Source organism: Pseudazoarcus sp. NS20, assembly GCF_059703745.1.
This window is the reverse complement of sequence record NZ_BAAKIY010000003.1, coordinates 200,378-219,444: the sequence shown is the minus strand read 5'-3', so window position 1 is coordinate 219,444 and position 19,067 is coordinate 200,378. Positions and strand designations below refer to the sequence as shown.

Here is a 19,067-nt window from a genome sequence, read left to right as displayed (position 1 = left end):
AAAATAGCAATATCAGGCCTTACCGGCTTTCGCTTGAACTTCGCGTTGCCAGCGTTCGATCAACGAATCTAGGGACATCTGACCAAGATCGAGGCCACCTCGCGCACGCACCGAAACAAGCCCTTCTGCTTTTTCTTTCTCGCCTACGACGATCTGATAAGGCAGCTTGAGTGCGCTGTGCTCGCGAATTTTATAGTTTATCTTCTCGTTACGCAAATCGCCTTCGACCCGGAAACCCGCGGCGCTCAGGCGTTTCACGACTTCCTTGACGTATTCCGCCTGACCATCCGAAATATTGAGCACCACTGCATGCAAAGGTGAAAGCCAAAGCGGCAATGCGCCCGCGTGGTTCTCGATAAGAATACCGATGAAGCGCTCGAGCGAGCCGAGGATCGCGCGGTGCAGCATCACCGGATGCTTCTTGCTGTTGTCCTCGGTCACGTACTCCGCGCCCAGACGAACCGGCAAGTTGAAGTCGAGCTGCAAGGTGCCGCACTGCCACACGCGACCGATGCTGTCTTTCAACGAGAACTCGATCTTCGGGCCATAAAACGCGCCTTCGCCCGGCTGCAGGTCATAGGCAAGCTCCTGCGCATCCAGCGCTGCGGCCAACGCCGCCTCTGCTTGATCCCACTGCTCGTCGGTCCCGACACGTTTTTCCGGGCGGGTAGACAACTTCACCTGCACGTCAGTGAAGCCGAAATCGACATAGACCTTCTGCAACAGGCGAATGAATTCAGCCGCCTCGCTCTGCACCTGCTCGTCGGTACAGAAAATGTGCGCATCGTCCTGCACGAAGTTGCGCACGCGCATGATGCCGTGCAGGGAACCAGACGGCTCATTGCGGTGGCACGAGCCGAACTCGGCCATGCGCAGCGGCAGATCACGGTAGCTCTTCAGCCCCTGGTTGAATATCTCGATGTGGCACGGGCAGTTCATCGGCTTTATCGCGTAATCGCGCTTTTCCGACTGCGTCGTGAACATCAGATCGGAATACATGCCCCAGTGGCCGGACTTCTCCCACAGCGAGCGATCCACCACCTGCGGGGTGCGCACCTCTTGATACCCTTCGGCGCTGATCGTACGGCGCATGTACTGCTCGACCTGCTGCCACAAGGTCCAGCCTTTGGGGTGCCAGAACACCATGCCCGGCGCCTCTTCCTGAATGTGGAAAAGATCAAGCTGACGACCGAGCTTGCGGTGGTCGCGCTTTTCAGCCTCTTCCAGCATGTGCAGATAATTGGCCAAATCTTCCTTGCTGGCCCAAGCCGTGCCGTAAATACGCTGCAGCATCTCGTTTTTCGAGTCGCCGCGCCAGTAGGCTCCCGCCACTTTGGTCAGCTTGAAGACTTTCAGCTTGCCGGTGCTCGGCACGTGCGGGCCGCGACACAGATCGATGAAATCGCCTTGGCGATACAGCGAGACATCCTGATCGGCCGGGATCGAAGCAATGATCTCGGCCTTGTACAGCTCGCCCTCACCTTTGAAGAATTCGACCGCCTTGTCACGCTCCCAGACTTCGCGCGAGACGGGAATCGAGGCCTTGGCGAGCTCCGCCATGCGCTTTTCGATCTTTTCCAGATCTTCCGGCGTAAAGGGGCGCTTGTACGAGAAATCGTAATAGAAGCCGTTGTCGATCACCGGACCGATGGTGACTTGGGCATCCGGGAACAACTGCTTGACCGCATGCGCCAGCAAGTGAGCCGTCGAATGGCGGATGACCTCAAGACCCTCTTCGCTCTTCTCGGTGATGATCGCGAGGCTCGCGTCGGACTCGATGCGGTGCGACAGATCGACTTCACGCCCTTCGATCTTGCCGGCCAGCGCGGCCTTGGCCAGACCAGCGCCGATCGAGGCTGCCACTTCGCCAACCGTCACCGGCTGATCAAAACTTCGTACGGAACCGTCTGGGAGAGTGATATTGGGCATTTCTATGGCCTCGTGCGGACTGGCTGGGATGCAAAGATCACGGGCAAAAAAAAAGTGCGGTCGAGCCGCACTTTTTTCATTGGAACACTGCTGAGCCCGAACTAGACATTCACGACTGCGGTAGTAGTAGTTCGGGACATCGACATGGTTCCAGGGTGTTGGTAGGCGCGATTGGATTCGAACCAACGACCCCCACCATGTCAAGGTGGTGCTCTAACCAACTGAGCTACGCGCCTGCTAAGAGCCGCGAATTATAGCGGCCCATTCGTTCTTGTCAAAGTTTTTTGCTCGGCCACGCTTCCAGAAAGGCTTTCCAGTGCGGCGCATCGATCTTTTCGAGCGACTCGCGCACGAATTCAAGCTCCGCGGCATGCGCTGCCGCATCCCGCTCCCCGCGCATGCGCTGAAAGCCCAGGAAAACCAGATAGGTGTTCACGACGTCGGTTTCGCAATAATCACGAATCTCGTCGTGCCGCCCCTCTAGCCACGCCTGCCACACCGCCGAGCCCTCCATGCCGAGTTTGCCGGGGAAACCCATCAGCTTGGCCATTTCATCCAGACGCACTGACGCCCGCGGCTGGTACATGGCCAGCAAATCCATCAGATCGGTGTGCCGTGCGTGGTAGCGGCTGATGTAGTTGTTCCACTTGAATTCGCGGGAGTCATGATAATCGCCCTCCCCTTGATCCCAGTATCGCGGGGATGAGACGCCATGAATCAGCCCGCGGTAATGCAGCACCGGCAGATCGAAGCCACCACCGTTCCACGAGACGATCTGCGGCGTGAAGCGCTCGATGCCGTCAAAGAAGCGCTGGATGATCTGCCCCTCGCCGCACTCGGGCTCGGCCAGGGAGAACACGCGGAAGCTCTGCGCATCGCGCAGCACGCAGGAAATCGCCGCCACGCGCTGCAGGTGGTGGGGGAGAAAATCCGACCCGGTGGCAACGCGGCGCTGCTGGAACGCGAACTCCGCAACCTCGGCGTCCTCGAGGTCGGCAGGCAGATCATGCAGATCGCGAATGCCAGCCACATCGGGGATGGTCTCGATGTCGAAAACGAGTACCGGCGTCACTTGCGCGTCCAGCCTTGAGCACCCTCGACCCACCAGCCACGTTGGGCGCGGTCGATCCAGCGTTGCGCGAAGGTGGCACGAATGTCGGCCTCCCATTCGGGGTGACCGTTGGCACGCGCTATTTCACGGTACAGCGAGGCGCGATCGGCGTTCTCCAAAGCGATCAGGGTATTCACCCGCGAACGCTGGGCTAGAGGCACGCTGGAAGCGTCGCGCAGGGCCACGTTGCCATCGCGTGCCAGCCCGACCGCGCCCGCATCGTAGAGCGGCGCAAGCTCGTTGTGGCGCTGCTGCATGGCTTTCTGCAATGCACTGATCGCGGGAGTGTTGATCTCGAGATTGCCCTGTGCCGTGGCCACCGACATGAAGGAAACGAACATCAAGGCGCACAGCGCCTGAAGCAATACGCGGAAACTCATTGAGCACCTCCATTGGCGGGAGCCGGCGTTGCGGCGGGGCCGCTCTGCAGTTGCCAGACTTCGTCGATGATTCGGTCGGCTGCGTTCTCGGCCGCTGCCGCCGGAAAATAGATGTTGATGGTGACGCAGCCGGTAACCGTCAGCACAAGGACGGATGGCAGCCACAAGCGCTTGAGTGCTCGCACGTATGTTCCCCGGTTGATTTCAACGTATGACGGGCGCCGCATTGGATTCGATCACGCGCTGAATGCGCCCGATCAGCTCGTCCCAATCCACGCGCCGATTGTAGCCGATGATATTCAGCGCCGGGATGCCGCCCCCGCGCACGATATCGAAGCTGCCCGTGGTCTCCGAGCCGATGCCGCCCATCACGCATACGCCACCCTCCAGACGACAGGTGAACCCGATCTCGCGGTAGCCGAAATCGTCCAGAAAACGCAAAAAACTGCGCTGTAAGGCCAGCCCGGCACCGGGCCCGGCCAAGGCTCCGATGTTTTCTACCGCGCGCTGGCTGATGCGCTTGGCGTACCGCCCCGGACTGCTCGCCACGCAGGCGTCGAAGCGTACCGGCCGCCACCCGACCAACTCGAGATCCGCCACGTCGATGTCGATGAACCCCGTCATGCCGCCGAACGAAAACGTGCGCGTGAGTTGCGCCAAATCGAGGTTGCGCGCGGTGAGGTTGGAGTACAGCCGTGATGACACGGAGAAGGGCTCGATGGCCTTGAGATCAGTGAGACGCAAATAGCCATCGAAGACCGAGATGACCAAGGCGCCATCCAGGGCCATCTCTCCCGGGGAGACGCGCAAGCCCGGTAACGAGGCCGACAACACGCCGGCCATTTCCGGCAGACCCACGGCTTTGCTGAGCAGCGGCATCGACACCGGCTCAACCACCGCCCCACCGCTCCCCGTCCAGCCGGCTGGGGAGCGGTTCAACGCGAGATCACTCAACACCAGACGGCCATCGAGCACGGGTACTTCAAGCCGTTGGATATCCAGCGACTCCCCAGATAGACCGGCCTCGACTTCAAACGCACCGAGCTGCAAGGCTTGCCATCGCCCGCCTTCGACCTTCAGGCTGGCCTGCGTGCGCTCGGCCACATGCCAGGGAAGCAAACCCGAAACCGGGCCCACCTCGACCGAAGTACCGCTGTCGGAGAAATGGACCCCGTCCAGCACCGCGTCCACAGACTGAAGCGCTCCATGATCGAACACGATGCCGGCACTGAGGCGGCCATCGAAGCCCAGTGACGCCGCGCGAGATGGAGCGATCAGTGGCGCAATGAAGCGCGGGCCGAGGACGCCCAGGTCGGCCGAAGCAAGGGCTATCGCGAAGCGCCGCGGCGTGCCATCCGGCAATGAGATGGTGGCACGCGCTTCCACCGCTTCTGCGCCATCAACGTCCAGCGCGAAGCGGCTGAACTCCAGCGCGGCGTCGCGCAACTGCCCGGCGAAAGAGAGCCCCGCCCTGGCAGTGAGATAGAAAGGATGGAAGTAAGCCTCGCCTTCGTCCCATTCAAGGCGACCGGAAAAATCCCGGGCATCGCCGCGCATGCGGCTGTGCACATCGACCTTGATCTTCAAGCCCTCGGCCGCCTGCAAACCATCTGCACTGCCGAATGCCCCGCCGGCCACCACACCGTTCAGCCGCTGCGAGCCATCCGGAGCGATATCCAACTGCCCGTCGAAGACACCTTGCGGAGAATAGGCGGCAAGCGCCGGCAACCACTGCGCAAGCAGGGAGAGCGGCAAGCCGACGAGTTGCGCGGAGAGCGCGCCGTCGCTGTGCTGAACACGCAAGGCTTCGCCGGAGGCCGTATGCACACGCAGATCGCCGCCGCGCGACAGCACGTCGAAGTCGAATTCGAATTCGAGATCGATCCGTTCCCTCAACCCGGCGACTTCGAGGCGGGCACCGGCGCAGTGCACATTCGGCAAGGCCACGCGAAAGTCCGGGCAGTGCAGGCGCACATCACGCCATTCGTTGCCGGCTACCGCAAGGTGATCGAGAGCAATGTCGGCGCTGGCACCATCATCGGCCACGACCATTGACAGGCCTTGCAGCTTCAACGAGGGATGCTCAAGAGCGCCCACTTCAAAGCGTAGCGCAGCCGCCAGAACGGATGCGGGCACGCACCCGATCAGCACTGCAAGCGCCACCCAGCGCCAGCAGCCGCGCATTTGCTCAGCCCGGGAAAACACCCGTGGACAGATAGCGATCGCCGCGGTCGCAAACGATCGAGACGATGACGGCATTTTCGACTTGAGCCGCCACACGCAAGGCGACGGCCAAAGCGCCACCCGACGAAATGCCGGCGAAGACACCCTCTTCGCTGGCAAGGCGACGCGTCAATTCCTCGGCCTCGGCCTGCCCCACGTACTCGAGGCGATCAACGCCGCTCTTGTCATAGATGCGCGGAAGATAGGCTTCCGGCCATTTGCGGATACCCGGGATCTGCGCACCGTCGTCCGGCTGGCAACCGATGATCTGCACCGCCGGATTTTTCTCCTTCAGAAAACGCGAGACACCCATGATGGTGCCGGTGGTGCCCATGCTGCTGATGAAGTGAGTGATCTTGCCGCCGGTCTGCTCCCAGATTTCCGGGCCCGTACCTTCGTAGTGCGCCAACGGGTTATCCGGATTGGCAAACTGGTCGAGGATGATGCCGCGACCTTCATCGCGCATGCGTTCTGCCACATCACGCGCCATTTCCATGCCACCTTCCTTGGCGGTCAGCACGAGCTCGGCGCCGAAGGCACGCATCGACTGGCGGCGCTCCACGCTCTGGTTCTCGGGCATCACCAGAATCATCTTGTAGCCACGCATGGCGGCCGCCATGGCCAACGCGATGCCGGTGTTACCGCTGGTGGCTTCGATCAGGGTGTCACCGGGCTTGATGTCGCCACGCTTCTCCGCGCGCACGATCATCGACAAGGCCGGGCGATCCTTCACCGACCCGGCCGGATTGTTGCCTTCGAGCTTGGCGAGAATGACGTTGTTGCGTCCGGCCGTCAGGCGCTTGAGGCGCACCAGCGGCGTCTGGCCAACGTAGTCTTCGAGCGTTTTGTAGTTCATGTCAGCCTTGCTGTGATCAATGCAGCGCAGGATATGCGCGCCGAAACGCGTCCGGAAGTGGGCGCGGGCAATATCTTCATGACTTCAGGGCGCGAGGTCGAATTCCTCGGTACGGCGCGGCGGATAGGTTTCCCAGCCACCACATGCCGGGCAACGCCACTGGAACAGACGCGATTTGAAACCGCAACCACCACAGCGGTAACGCGCCACGCGGCGGGTGTGACCATGAATCAACTGGCGCACGAACTCGAGATCTTCGCGCTGTTCATCCGCAACCTGCTGCTGTGCCGCTTCAAGCAGCTTCTCCAAGCCAAGCACCGTCGGGTTGAGACGCAACTGCTCACGCACGAGGTCATAAGCCGCCTTGGCGCCGTGACGCTCCAATTCCCACTTGTAGACCTGATCCATCAGGTCCAGCGTGGGGTCGCGCTCCAACCACGCACGCAACAATGTGTGCCCTTGCTCGTGACGGTCGAGGCGAACGTGCGCCCCCATCACGCGCTCGGCAACCAGCGACAGGTAAACCGGATCCTGCTTTTCGATGCGACGCCACGCCTCTATGGCCTCCTCGACCCGCCCCTCGACCAACAGCAGATCGCCGAGCAGAATGCTGGCGCGAACGCAGCTGCGATTCATCGCCAGAGCCTCTTCGAGATAACCACGCGCTTCGTCATGCTGTGAGCCGGCCAGCGCATCGTCGGCAAGCTCACAGTAGAAGTTGGCAATCTCCTTGCGCCATTGCACGCCTTCATGGCCGCTCAGGCTACGAGCGATGTCCACCGCCTTTAGCCACTCTTTCTCCTGCTGATAAATGTCCAGCAAGTTGTGCGTCGCCGTCTCGTTATGGCGTGTACCCCGCAAGCGCAGATAAATACCCTCTGCACGATCAAGCAGACCGGCGCGCAGGTAATCTTCGGCCAAGGCTGCCATGGCATCGAGGCGCCGCTCTTCGGAAATGTCGTCACGCTCGACCAGGCCCTGATGCACCCGGATAGCCTGTTCAGTCTCGCCACGACGACGATACAACGCCCCCAGAGCGAAATGCAGTTGCAGCGCCCCGGGCTCGATACGCACCGCCTCGGTGAGCGCGGCAATGGCCTTGTCTTGATCCTCGTTGACGAGGAAGTTCAAGCCATTGAGGTAAGCACGTGGCAGCGCCCGCGACTCGCGAACCACCTGCCGGATGTCGATACGCGCGGCCAACCAGCCGATCGCGAAGAAAAGTGGCAGCGCGAGCAGCCACCAGAACTCGATTTCCATCTATTCAATCCGCTTTGCGATCACGCTCAAGACGAGCCACTTCCCGGCGCAACCGGCCGATCTCGCGCTGCTTGCCGAGCAAAGAGGCAAACGTCGCCGTCACCCCCAACACCGCACCCGCAGCGAATGCAGCCAGAATGACGAACACCAGCGGCAGGCTCCATTCGCTTCCAAAGAAGAAATAGAGATCGACCAACTGATCATTCTTGACGGCGAACCCGAACAGGAGAAAGAACAGCAGAAGGCGAAGAGCCCACATAAAAATGCGCATCGAAATGTCTTCCTCGAGGTCAAAAAAAAGGCGGCCTACGCCGCCCTTTCAGGGAATCATCGGCCAATGCCGATGCTTGCATGCTCAGGCCGTGATATCAACCCGTTCTCGCAATTCCTTACCCGCTTTGAAATGCGGCACATGCTTTTCGGGCACCTGCACGCGATCACCGGATTTCGGATTGCGCCCTACGCGGGGCGGCCTGTAATTCAGCGCGAAACTGCCGAAACCGCGGATCTCGATACGATCACCGCGCGCAAGCGCGTCGGTCATCGCATCGAGAACCATCTTGACCGCGTAATCGGCATCCTTCGCGACGAGCTGGGGGAACCGGGCCGCCAGCCTCGCAATCAGTTCCGATTTGGTCATGACAGACCGCGGATTACTGCTTCTGCTCGTTCAGCTTGGCTTTGAGCAGCGCACCAAGGTTGGTGGTGCCGCTCGCGGCGTCAGCCGACAGCTTGTTGATGGCGTCGCTGGTTTCAGCCTGGTCCTTGGCGCGGATCGACAGGTTGATCGAACGCGTCTTGCGATCAACGTTGATGATCAGAGCCTCGACCGAGTCACCTTCCTTGTAGACCGTGGTCAGGTCGTCGATGCGGTGAGCCGCGGCTTCGGAAGCACGCAGGTAACCTTCGACTTCTTCGTTCAGCTGAACCACTGCACCGCGAGCATCGACGCTCTTGACCGTACCGGTCACCAGCGAGTTCTTCTCGTGGGTGGCGATGAAGTTGGTGAAGGGGTCACCTTCCATCTGCTTCACGCCCAGCGAGATGCGCTCACGCTCGACGTCGATGGCCAGCACGATGGCTTCGACTTCGTCACCTTTCTTGAAGCGGCGCACGGCGTCTTCACCGGACTCGCTCCACGACAGGTCGGACAGGTGCACCAGACCATCAATGCCGCCGTCAAGGCCGATGAACACACCGAAATCGGTGATCGACTTGATCTGGCCTTTGACTTTGTCGCCTTTCTTGTGATTCAGGGCGAAATCGTCCCACGGGTTGGACATGCACTGCTTCATGCCCAGCGAGATGCGGCGACGGTCTTCGTCGATTTCGAGAATCATCACTTCGACTTCATCGCCCAGCTGGACAACCTTGGTCGGGTGGATGTTCTTGTTGGTCCAGTCCATTTCAGAGACGTGCACCAGGCCTTCGATACCCTGCTCGACTTCGACGAATGCGCCGTAGTCGGTGATGTTGGTGACCTTGCCGAACAGGCGGGTGCTCTGCGGGTAGCGACGGGCGATGCCGACCCACGGATCGTCACCCAGCTGCTTGAGGCCGAGCGAAACGCGCTGACGCTCCTGGTCGAACTTGAGGACCTTGGCTTCGATCTCGTCGCCAACGTTAAGCACTTCCGACGGGTGACGCACGCGACGCCAGGCCAGATCGGTGATGTGCAGCAGGCCGTCGATGCCGCCCAGGTCGACGAAGGCACCGTAGTCGGTGATGTTCTTGACGATACCCTTGACGATGGAGCCTTCCTGCAGGTTTTCGAGCAGCTTCTGACGCTCTTCACCCATGGTCTCTTCGAGCACGGCGCGACGCGACACAACCACGTTGTTGCGCTTGCGGTCGAGCTTGATGACCTTGAATTCGAATTCCTTGCCTTCGTACGGCGTGGTGTCCTTGACCGGACGCATGTCGACCAGCGAACCCGGCAGGAACGCGCGGATGCTGTTGGTCATGACGGTCAGACCACCTTTGACGCGGCCCGACACGACGCCCTTCACCAGGGTGCCTTCGTTCAGGGCTTTCTCGAGGTCGTTCCAGGCGGCGATGCGCTTGGCCTTCTCGCGGGACAGGCGGGTTTCGCCGTAACCGTCTTCCAGGGCGTCGATTGCGACGTGCACGAAGTCGCCGATGTTCACCTCGAGCTCACCGCGGTCATTGCGGAACTCGTCGATGGGCACATAGCTCTCGGACTTGAGGCCGGCGTTCACGACCACGAAGTTGTGATCGATATTCACCACTTCAGCAGTGATGACCTCACCAGCGCGCATTTCCTGGCGGGCAAGGCTTTCTTCGAACAGATCGGCAAAACTCTCCATGGAGCTGGAGACGGAGGTGGCAGTAGTCATAAAGGTTGAGATTCCAAATATCGCGGAAACGGCCGCGACGCCTGTCAGATTGCAAAAAGACCAAACACCGGGCGGTGCTGGGTCAACCGTGTGCGGGGCGAGCCCTGCGCATGTTCTTCAGAACAAATGAAACGGCCTCGTCGATCGCCATATCGGTCGTATCAACGAGCACCGCGTCGGGAAGCTGCCTCAAAGGAGCCACGCTACGTGCCGCATCGCGGCGGTCGCGCTCCTCAAGATCGTTCTGGAGGTCGTGAAGTATAGCTTCCGAACCTTTGTCGATCAACTGCTTATAGCGCCTTTGCGCTCTCGCCGCAGCCGAAGCCGTGAGGAAGAATTTGCTCTGCGCGTCCGGAAACACCACCGAGCCGATGTCCCGCCCTTCCGCCACCAGACCCGGCCCATGACGGAAGTCGCGCTGGCGATCCAGCAAGGCTTCGCGAACCGCCGGCAAGGCGGCCACGCGCGATGCACCGACCGAGCAATCTTCATGGCGGATGCGGTCCGTCACGTCATCGCCGCCCAGCAGGATGCGCCCCTCGTCGTACTGCACCGGCAAGGCCCGTGCGATCGGCTCCAGCGCAGCCTCGTCTTCGAAGCCCACATCTGCCCGCAGCGCCGCCAACGCAACCAGACGATACAGCGAACCGCTGTCCAAGTAGTTCCAGCCCAGTTCAGCCGCGACACGCGCCGCCACCGTTCCCTTGCCCGAGGCGGACGGCCCGTCGATGGCGAGTACCGGAACGGGCTCGACGATTTCGCCGAAGACGTCGAAGTAGCCGGGGAAGGTCTTGTTCACGCATTTCGGGTCGTTGATGCGCTGACGGCAATCGCCCAAGGTGACCAGCGAGAAACACATTGCCATGCGGTGGTCGTCGTAGGTGTCGATGGCAGCCGGCTGCAGCCGCTCGGGCGGCGTCACGCACAGGTAATCAGCACCCTCCTCGACCACGGCTCCGACTTTGGCCAACTCGATGGCCATGGCGGCAATGCGATCGGTTTCCTTCACGCGCCAGCTGGCGATGTTGCGCAAGCGGCACGGCCCATCGGCAAACAACGCGGCCACCGCGAGCGTCATTGCCGCATCGGGAATGTGGTTGAGATCGAGGTCGAATGCCTTCAAACGACCGCTCTGCGGCGCACTCGCTTCGATCCAGTTTTCACCGTGGCGAATATGCGCACCGAGCGACTCCAGCGCCTCGGCAAAGCGCACGTCGCCCTGAATGCTGTCGAGGCCGACGCCTTCAACGCGTACCGGGCCGCCGCCAATCGCGCCAGCGGCCAGAAAATAGGATGCCGCGGATGCATCCCCTTCCACGAACAGCACGCCGGGGCTGAGGTAACGAGCATTGCCCGGCACCACGAAGCGCTGCCAGCCATCCCGCACAACCTGCACGCCGAAACGCGCCATCAAGGCCAGCGTGATCTCGATGTAAGGCTTGGAGATCAGCTCGCCGACCACTTCGATGGTGGTTTCTTTGCCGGTGATCGGCAGGGCCATCAGCAATGCGGTCAGAAATTGGCTCGAAACATCGCCACGCACCCGTACGACACCGCCGGCCTGGATCGCTCCGGGGTGAATGGACAGCGGCGGAAAACCTTCATTGCCCAGATAGTCGATGCCGGCGCCGATCTGGTGCAGGCCATCCACGAGATCGCCTATCGGCCGCTCGTGCATGCGCGGCACGCCCGACAGGCGGTACTCGCCCCCTGACAACGCAAGCGCCGCGGTGAGCGGGCGAAATGCGGTGCCGGCGTTGCCGAGGAAGAGATCGCCCGACTTAACCGGAAATGGGCCGCCCACGCCCGTCACGCGGTAGCTGCCATCGTCGCCACGCGACCATGCGACGCCGAGCGCCGTCAGCGCCTCCAGCATGCGGTCAACGTCATCCGACGCCAGCAGATCGCGGATCTCGGTCTCGCCGTCCGCCAGCGCGGCAAGCAGCAATGAGCGGTTGGAAATGCTTTTCGAGCCGGGCAGGCGGACGGTGCCGCGTGCGCCCAGCAACGGGGGAAGATCTAGAAACTCCATGCCTACTCCGGAGTGCTTGGGTCTGTCTGGTGGCCGTTCGCCCATGCGTTGCGCGCATCTCGCGCGGCCGCAAAGTGCTGCTCCAGCCGCTCGCCGTCGGCCGACAGCAGCAGCGCGCGCAGGTAGGCCAGCTCAGCCAGGTATTGATCGAGTTCTGCCAGCAAAGGCTGACGGTTGGCGATGCAGATATCGCGCCACATCTCGGGGCTGCTGCCGGCGATGCGGGTGAAGTCACGGAAACCGCTGGCCGCAAAATGGAACAGCTGCTCGGCGTTGGCGCGCTCGGCCAGATCCCGCACCAGGCCGAACGCCAGAAGATGCGGAAGGTGGCTGACGGCCGCAAAAATGCGGTCGTGATCGTGCGGCGGCACCTCATGCACGATGGCGCCACAGGCTTCCCACACTTCACGCGCACGCAGCACCGCAGCGGGCTCGTTCTCGGGCAGCGGCGTGAGAATCACTTTCTTGCCTTCGTAGAGGGAGTCGAACGCCGCCTCCACGCCACTCTTTTCGGCTCCGGCAATCGGATGCGCCGGCACCACGTTGGCCAGGCACGCGCCAAGGTTGCGGTACACCGCTTCGATGACATCACGCTTGGTGCTGCCGGCGTCGGTGACCACGGTATCTTCGGCAAGATGCGGCGCCATGTCGGCCATGACGCGGTCCATCTGCCCCACCGGTGCGGCCAGTAACACGAAATCGGCACCGTCGAGTGCCTCGGCCCAATCGGTAGCGATCTCATCGATCACACCCAGCTGCACGGCCCGCTCCAGCGGAGCACGCGTGCGGCCGATGCCGACCACACGCTTGACCATGCCGGCTTTGCGCAACGCCATCGCAAACGACCCGCCGATCAGGCCTACACCGCAAATCACCAGTTTCTGGATAGCGGGCATCAGGCAGCGCTCCGCGCTTCGGACAGCGCCACCTCAAGCGCCTCGATGAAGCGTGCGTTTTCCTCCGGCAAGCCGATGGAGACACGCAGCCACTCGGGCATGCCATAGCCCGCCACCGGACGCACGATCACGCCCTGCCTGAGCAAGGATTGGTTCACCGCAGCAGCGCCCCCCACGCGCACCGCCACAAAATTGCCGGCAGAGGGAATCCACTTCAGACCGAAGCCCGCGAATGCATCCGTGAGTTGCTGCATTCCGGCGCGATTGACCTGAGCGCTGCGCGCAAGGAAATCAGTGTCGCTCAATGCGGCCGTGGCTGCCGCCAAGGCTGCGCTCGATACGTTGAAGGGCTGACGCACGCGGTTGAGCAGATCGACAATCGACGCCTGAGCGACGCCATAACCGACGCGCAAACCCGCCAGCCCATAGGCTTTGGAAAACGTGCGCGACACCAGCAGGTTCGGGAAACGCTCAACCCAGGCGATGCTGTCGTAGCGCTGCTCTGCGTCGAGATACTCGGTGTACGCCTCATCCAGCACGACCAGCACATTGGCCGGAACACGCTGCAGGAAAGCCTCGATGAGCTCGCCGGCAATGAAGTTGCCGGTGGGGTTGTTCGGGTTGGCGATGAAGACAATGCGCGTATCCGTTGTCACGGCGGCCGCCATGGCATCGAGGTCATGCCCGAAGTCGCGCGCCGGCACTTCAATGCCACGCGCACCGGCCGCATTGGTGGCCAGCGGATACACCGCAAAGGCGTACTGCGAGTACACCGCGGAAGTGGCGGGGGACAGCAAAGCCCGCGCAGCGAGCTCCAACACGTCGTTGGAGCCATTGCCAAGCACGATCTGGTCGACTGCGACCCCCAACTTGGCCGATAGCGCAGCTTTGAGCGCGAAACCGTTGCCGTCAGGGTAGCGGGCCGTGTCTGCCAGCGCATCGACGGCCGCCTGACGCGCCGCTTCACTCATACCCAAGGGGTTCTCGTTGGAGGCGAGCTTGACGATGTCCGCTTCGGCCAGGCCCATCTCGCGCGCCAGCTCGGAGATCGGCTTGCCCGGCTGATACGGTGAGATGGCACGAATGTGCGCAGGTGCCCGCTCGGCGACGGCAGAAAGTCTGGAGTGATCGTTCATTGGCCCCTCAAATCGCCGCAACCGGGTAGGAACCGAGCACCTTCACGAACGACGCGCGCTCCTGCAACTCACTTAGCGCGGCAGCAACTGCGGCATCCGCTTGGTGACCTTCGATATCAACGTAGAACATGTATTCCCACATGCCGTTGCGGGCCGGGCGGGATTGCAGCTTGGTCATGCTCACACCGTGACGCGCCAGCGGCTCGAGAAGCTGGTGCACGGCGCCCGGGCGATTGGGGGCAGAACACACCAGTGAAGTCTTGTCACGCCCCGACACCCCGGCGTCATGCTGCCCAAGCACTAGAAAGCGCGTGGTGTTGCGCGGGTCATCCTCGATGTTCGCGCCGAGCACGTTCAGACCGTACAACTGCGCCGCAGCTTCACCGGCAATGGCTGCTGCGCCATCCTGCTCGGAAGCCAGGCGCGCGGCCTCGGCATTGCTGGTGACGGGGATGCGCTCCACCCCCGCAAGATTGCGGTTGAGCCACTCGTGACACTGCGCGAGCGACTGCGAGTGCGAATAGACCTTTTTCACGTCCGAAATCTGCTCCGCGCGCGTCATCAGATGCTGATGGATACGCAGGCTGACCTCGCCACACACTTTGAGGCGGCTGGCCAGCAACAGATCAAGCGTGCCGCCCACGACGCCTTCGGTGGAGTTTTCCACCGGCACGACGCAATACTCGGCGTTGCCTGCCTCGACCATGCGAAAGGACTCTTCGATGGTCGGCTGCGGTTGAAACATCGGGGCGTTGCCGAAATGCTTGCGCGCCGCGCTCTCCGAAAAAGTGCCTGCCGGGCCGAGATACACAATGCGCAGTGGCTGTTCCAGCGCCAGACAAGCCGACATAACCTCGCGGAACACGCGCTGAACGGATAGATCAGGCAAGGGGCCGGGATTGGCCTCGGCGATGCGGCGCAGCACCTGCGCCTCGCGGTCCGGGCGGTACAGGTTGCCTTGCTTCACTTCGCCGATGCGCTGGGCATTGCGCGCGCGCTCCGAGAGCAGATCGAGAATCGTGCGATCGATCCGGTCGATCTCTTCTCTCAGTTTGTGCAGTTCGTCACTCATGCAGAACTCCGGTCAGCCGCGCGTGCGTTCGAATTCGCTCATGAATGCCACGAGCGTTTCGACGCCCGCAAGCGGCATGGCGTTATAGATCGAGGCACGCATGCCGCCGACCGATTTGTGTCCTTTCAACTGGCTCAGGCCGGCAGCTTCGGCCTGCGCCAGAAAATCCGCCTCGAGTCGCGTATCGGCCAGCAGGAACGGAACGTTCATGCGCGAGCGACTAGCGCGCTCCACTTCGTTGCGATACAGGCCGGAGGCGTCGATAAAGTCGTACAACAACGTGGCTTTGGCCACGTTAACGGCCTCCATCGTGGCCAACCCGCCCTGCCGCTGCAACCACTGGAAGACCAACCCCGCAACGTAGATCGCGTAGGTCGGCGGGGTGTTGAGCATGGAGTCGTTGTCGGCCATGGCCCGATAGCGCAGCACATTCGGCGTACCCGCCCAGGCGCGGTCCAGCAGATCGTCGCGCACGATGGCCAAGACCAGCCCGGATGGGCCGATGTTCTTCTGGGCACCGGCATACAGCATGCCGAAACGAGAGACATCGACAGGCCGGGAAAGAATGTGCGACGAAAGATCGGCCACCAGCGGCGCGCGCCCCGCCGGCAGCTCGGCCGGGTCAAGATATTCCACGCCGTGAATGGTCTCATTCGTGCAGACATGCACGTACGAAGCGCCCGGATCGAGGTCGAGCTCCGAGGCACATGGCACGCGCTTGAAACCGGAAGACTCCGTCGAGCCCGCACACCGTACCGAGCCACCCAAATGGGGGGCAATGGCAGCCGCCGCCTCAATGGCCTTCTGCGACCACGTGCCGGTCACGATGTAATCGGCCGAGCCACCGGCCAGGAGATTCATCGGAATCTGCGAGAACTGCTGCGTGGCCCCGCCCTGCAAGAACAGCACGCGGTAGTTTTCGGGCACGGCCAACAGGCTGCGCATATCCGCTTCGGCACGCTCGGCAATGCCGGAGAAGTGCTTGCCGCGATGGCTCATTTCCATGACGCCGCAACCGGCACCATGCCAGTCGAGCATCTCGTCAGCAGCCTGTTGAAGCACCTCTTCCGGCAGCGCCGCAGGCCCGGCGCTGAAGTTGAACACACGGCTCATGCCGCTCACCTCGGAAGCATTATTCCGCAGCCTCGTCGGCTGCATCGTCACCCTCGCCCAGCGTGTCTTCCGGGTCGGACTCCACCACCTGCTCGATGCCGGCAAGGAAGGTGCCGTCGTCGAGGTTGATCAAGGTCACACCCTGCGTGGCGCGCCCCAACTCGCGAATGTCGGCAACCCGCGTGCGGATCAGCACACCACCGGTCGAGATGAGCATGACTTCGTCCGTCGGATACACCAGACATGCGCCAACCAGCTTGCCGTTACGCTCGGAAGACTGAATGGCGATCATGCCTTTGGTGCCACGGCCGTGGCGCGTGTACTCACCCACCGGCGTGCGCTTGCCGTAGCCGTTCTCGGTGGCCGTCAGCACGCACTGCTCTTCATCCTGCGCCACCAGCATAGCGATCACGCGCTGGCTGTCGTCGATGTTCATGCCACGCACGCCGCGCGCTTCACGGCCCATCGGGCGGACGTCGCTCTCGGGGAAACGCACGGCCTTGCCCGCGTCGGAGAACAGCATCACGTCCGATTCGCCGTTGGTAATGGCCACGCCGACCAGGTGATCGCCATCGTCCAGCCCGACGGCGATGATGCCGGCCTTGCGCGGGTTGGAGAACGCTGTGAGAGCGGTTTTCTTGACCGTACCTTGCGCCGTGGCCATGAAGACGAAATGATCGTCATCGAAGGTCTGAACCGGCAACACCGCGGTGATCTTCTCGCCTTCCATCAGCGGGAAGAGGTTAACGATGGGCTTGCCACGTGCGTTGCGCGCCCCTTCTGGCACCTCGTACACCTTGAGCCAATAGACACGGCCACGGTTAGAGAAGCACAGCATGTAGTCATGAGTGTTGGCGACGAACAGACGATCGATGAAATCGTCGTCTTTCATGCCGGTGGCCTGCTTGCCACGGCCGCCGCGACGCTGCGCGCGGTAGTCGGCCAGCGGCTGACGCTTAATGTAGCCGCCATGCGACAGAGTGACCACCATGTCTTCCGGCGCAATCAGATCTTCGATGCTGATGTCCGACGTGCTCATGACGATTTCGGAGCGACGCGGGTCACCGTACTGGTTCTTCACCACCGCCAACTCTTCGCCGATGATGGTGGAGATACGCTCGGGCCGCGCGAGGATGTCGAGCAGATCGGCAATCAAATCCATCACTTCGCGGTATTCGCCAACGATCTTGTCTTGCTCGAGGCCGGTCAGGCGCTGCAAGCGCAGTTCCAGAATGGCCTGCGCCTGGACTTCCGACAGGCGATAGCCCTGCTCCGACAAGCCGAATTCGGGCGCGAGCCCTTCCGGCCGATAGCTGTCGGCGGTGGCACGGGCAAGCATTTCCTCGACCAGCGGGCTGCGCCAGATGCGCGCCAGCAACTCACGCTTGGCTTCCGCCGGCGTGGGCGCCGCCTTGATCAGTGCAATGACCTCATCGACGTTCGACAGCGCGACGGCCAGACCTTCAAGCGTGTGACCACGCTCGCGCGCCTTGCGCAGTTCGAAGATCGTGCGGCGCGTGACCACTTCACGGCGATGCGACAGAAAGCAATCAAGCATGTCGCGCAGATTCAGCGTGCGCGGCTTGCCGTCGACCAGCGCCACCATGTTCATGCCGAAGGTGTCTTGCAACTGTGTCTGCTTGAACAGATTGTTCAGCACCACTTCAGGCATTTCGCCGCGCTTGAGCTCGATGACCACGCGCATGCCGGACTTGTCCGACTCGTCGCGAATCTCGCTGATGCCTTCGATTTTCTTCTCGTTAACAAGCTCGGCGATGCGCTCGAGCAAGGTGCGCTTGTTAACTTGATACGGCAACTCGTCGACGATGATGGCCTGACGGTTGCCCTTTTCCAGATCTTCGAAGTGGGTGCGCGCACGCATCACCACGCGGCCACGGCCGGTGCGGTAACCGTCATGCACGCCCGAGAGGCCGTAGATCAATGCGGCCGTCGGGAAATCCGGCGCTTTGATGATCTCGATCAGATCATCGATGGAAGCCTCCGGGTTGGCCAGCAAGTGCAGGCAGGCATCGACGACTTCGGTGAAGTTGTGCGGCGGGATGTTTGTGGCCATACCCACCGCGATGCCGGACGAACCGTTGATCAGCAGGTTGGGAATGCGCGACGGAAGGATCAGCGGCTCTCGCTCGGAGCCATCATAGTTCGGCCCGAAGTCGACGGTCTCCTTGTCGATATCGGCCAGCAACTCGTGGCCGATGCGCGCCATGCGGATTTCGGTATATCGCATCGCCGCGGCGTTGTCGCCGTCCACCGAGCCGAAGTTACCCTGCCCGTCCACCAGCATGTAACGCAGCGAGAAATCCTGCGCCATGCGCACGATGGTGTCGTATACAGCGGAGTCGCCGTGCGGGTGGTACTTACCGATCACGTCACCAACGATACGCGCCGATTTCTTGTACGGCTTGTTCCAATCGTTCGACAACTCGTGCATTGCAAACAGCACACGGCGATGCACAGGCTTGAGCCCGTCCCTGGCATCCGGCAATGCACGCCCTACGATCACGCTCATCGCGTAATCGAGGTAGGAATGACGCATCTCCTCTTCGAGACTGATCGGCAGGGTTTCTTTAGCGAACGTGGTCATCTCGGCTCTGGTCCAGGCGGCATTTACCGCAGTTCAGAATAACGCGCCATCTTACCACGCGGACCACCACCCTCGACGCCTCCCTGCTGCGCCGAAG

At 61.9% G+C, this 19,067-nt stretch carries 16 protein-coding genes and 1 tRNA gene; all 17 read right to left on the bottom strand.

The annotated features are described in order from the left end of the window. Positions 1-12: 12 nt before the first annotated feature. The 17 genes from thrS to gyrA all read right to left on the bottom strand — a co-directional run bounded on the left by thrS (position 13) and on the right by gyrA (position 18,970). Positions 13-1,929 carry a threonine--tRNA ligase gene (gene thrS, locus AC6H0W_RS09740; RefSeq protein ID WP_497576964.1) on the bottom strand — a complete coding sequence of 639 codons (1,917 nt, stop codon included), beginning with the start codon at positions 1,927-1,929 and terminating at the stop codon, positions 13-15. 159 nt (positions 1,930-2,088) lie between these two features. Beyond that, positions 2,089-2,165, bottom strand: a tRNA-Val gene (locus AC6H0W_RS09735). 38 nt (positions 2,166-2,203) lie between these two features. Beyond that, positions 2,204-3,001, bottom strand: coding sequence for a 3'-5' exonuclease (locus AC6H0W_RS09730; RefSeq protein WP_497576963.1), 798 nt, complete (start codon positions 2,999-3,001; stop codon positions 2,204-2,206). Continuing rightward, positions 2,998-3,420: a YdbL family probable chaperone protein gene (locus tag AC6H0W_RS09725; RefSeq protein WP_497576962.1), complete on the bottom strand. Its 423-nt coding sequence runs from the start codon at positions 3,418-3,420 to the stop codon at positions 2,998-3,000. The genes AC6H0W_RS09730 and AC6H0W_RS09725 overlap by 4 nt, the downstream gene beginning before the upstream one ends. After that, entirely contained in the window at positions 3,417-3,605 is a 189-nt protein-coding gene (locus AC6H0W_RS09720; protein WP_497576961.1) for a hypothetical protein, read from the bottom strand. Before AC6H0W_RS09720 ends, AC6H0W_RS09725 begins: the two co-directional genes overlap by 4 nt. Positions 3,606-3,624: 19 nt before the next feature. Continuing rightward, positions 3,625-5,556 (bottom strand): hypothetical protein, encoded by a 1,932-nt coding sequence (locus AC6H0W_RS09715; RefSeq protein WP_497576960.1) that lies wholly within the window; start codon positions 5,554-5,556, stop codon positions 3,625-3,627. 52 nt (positions 5,557-5,608) lie between these two features. Continuing rightward, positions 5,609-6,499 carry a cysteine synthase CysM gene (gene cysM / locus AC6H0W_RS09710; protein ID WP_497576959.1) on the bottom strand — a complete coding sequence of 297 codons (891 nt, stop codon included), beginning with the start codon at positions 6,497-6,499 and terminating at the stop codon, positions 5,609-5,611. An 84-nt stretch (positions 6,500-6,583) separates the two neighbouring features. Beyond that, a complete protein-coding gene (gene lapB, locus AC6H0W_RS09705) occupies positions 6,584-7,759 on the bottom strand; it encodes a lipopolysaccharide assembly protein LapB (protein WP_497576958.1) in 1,176 nt (391 codons plus the stop codon). A gap of 4 nt (positions 7,760-7,763) precedes the next feature. Further along, complete coding sequence (locus AC6H0W_RS09700) at positions 7,764-8,030, bottom strand: LapA family protein (RefSeq protein ID WP_497576957.1); 267 nt, start codon at positions 8,028-8,030, stop codon at positions 7,764-7,766. An 84-nt stretch (positions 8,031-8,114) separates the two neighbouring features. Next, complete coding sequence (locus tag AC6H0W_RS09695) at positions 8,115-8,399, bottom strand: integration host factor subunit beta (protein ID WP_497576956.1); 285 nt, start codon at positions 8,397-8,399, stop codon at positions 8,115-8,117. Positions 8,400-8,412: 13 nt separating this feature from the next. Beyond that, positions 8,413-10,116 (bottom strand): 30S ribosomal protein S1, encoded by a 1,704-nt coding sequence (gene rpsA, locus AC6H0W_RS09690; RefSeq protein WP_497576955.1) that lies wholly within the window; start codon positions 10,114-10,116, stop codon positions 8,413-8,415. 82 nt (positions 10,117-10,198) lie between these two features. After that, positions 10,199-12,148, bottom strand: coding sequence for a bifunctional 3-phosphoshikimate 1-carboxyvinyltransferase/cytidylate kinase (locus AC6H0W_RS09685; protein ID WP_497576954.1), 1,950 nt, complete (start codon positions 12,146-12,148; stop codon positions 10,199-10,201). A gap of 2 nt (positions 12,149-12,150) precedes the next feature. After that, positions 12,151-13,044 carry a prephenate dehydrogenase gene (locus tag AC6H0W_RS09680; protein WP_497576953.1) on the bottom strand — a complete coding sequence of 298 codons (894 nt, stop codon included), beginning with the start codon at positions 13,042-13,044 and terminating at the stop codon, positions 12,151-12,153. Further along, the gene (gene hisC, locus AC6H0W_RS09675; RefSeq protein WP_497576952.1) at positions 13,044-14,180 is read right to left on the bottom strand and encodes a histidinol-phosphate transaminase; all 1,137 of its coding nucleotides are present in this window, start codon (positions 14,178-14,180) and stop codon (positions 13,044-13,046) included. The genes AC6H0W_RS09680 and hisC overlap by 1 nt, the downstream gene beginning before the upstream one ends. A gap of 7 nt (positions 14,181-14,187) precedes the next feature. Continuing rightward, positions 14,188-15,252, bottom strand: a complete 1,065-nt coding sequence (pheA, locus tag AC6H0W_RS09670) for a prephenate dehydratase (protein WP_497576951.1) — start codon at positions 15,250-15,252, stop codon at positions 14,188-14,190. A gap of 12 nt (positions 15,253-15,264) precedes the next feature. Continuing rightward, positions 15,265-16,365: a 3-phosphoserine/phosphohydroxythreonine transaminase gene (serC, locus tag AC6H0W_RS09665; RefSeq protein WP_497576950.1), complete on the bottom strand. Its 1,101-nt coding sequence runs from the start codon at positions 16,363-16,365 to the stop codon at positions 15,265-15,267. Positions 16,366-16,384: 19 nt separating this feature from the next. Beyond that, positions 16,385-18,970, bottom strand: a complete 2,586-nt coding sequence (gyrA, locus tag AC6H0W_RS09660) for a DNA gyrase subunit A (RefSeq protein ID WP_497576949.1) — start codon at positions 18,968-18,970, stop codon at positions 16,385-16,387. Between the last annotated feature and the right edge of the window lie 97 nt (positions 18,971-19,067).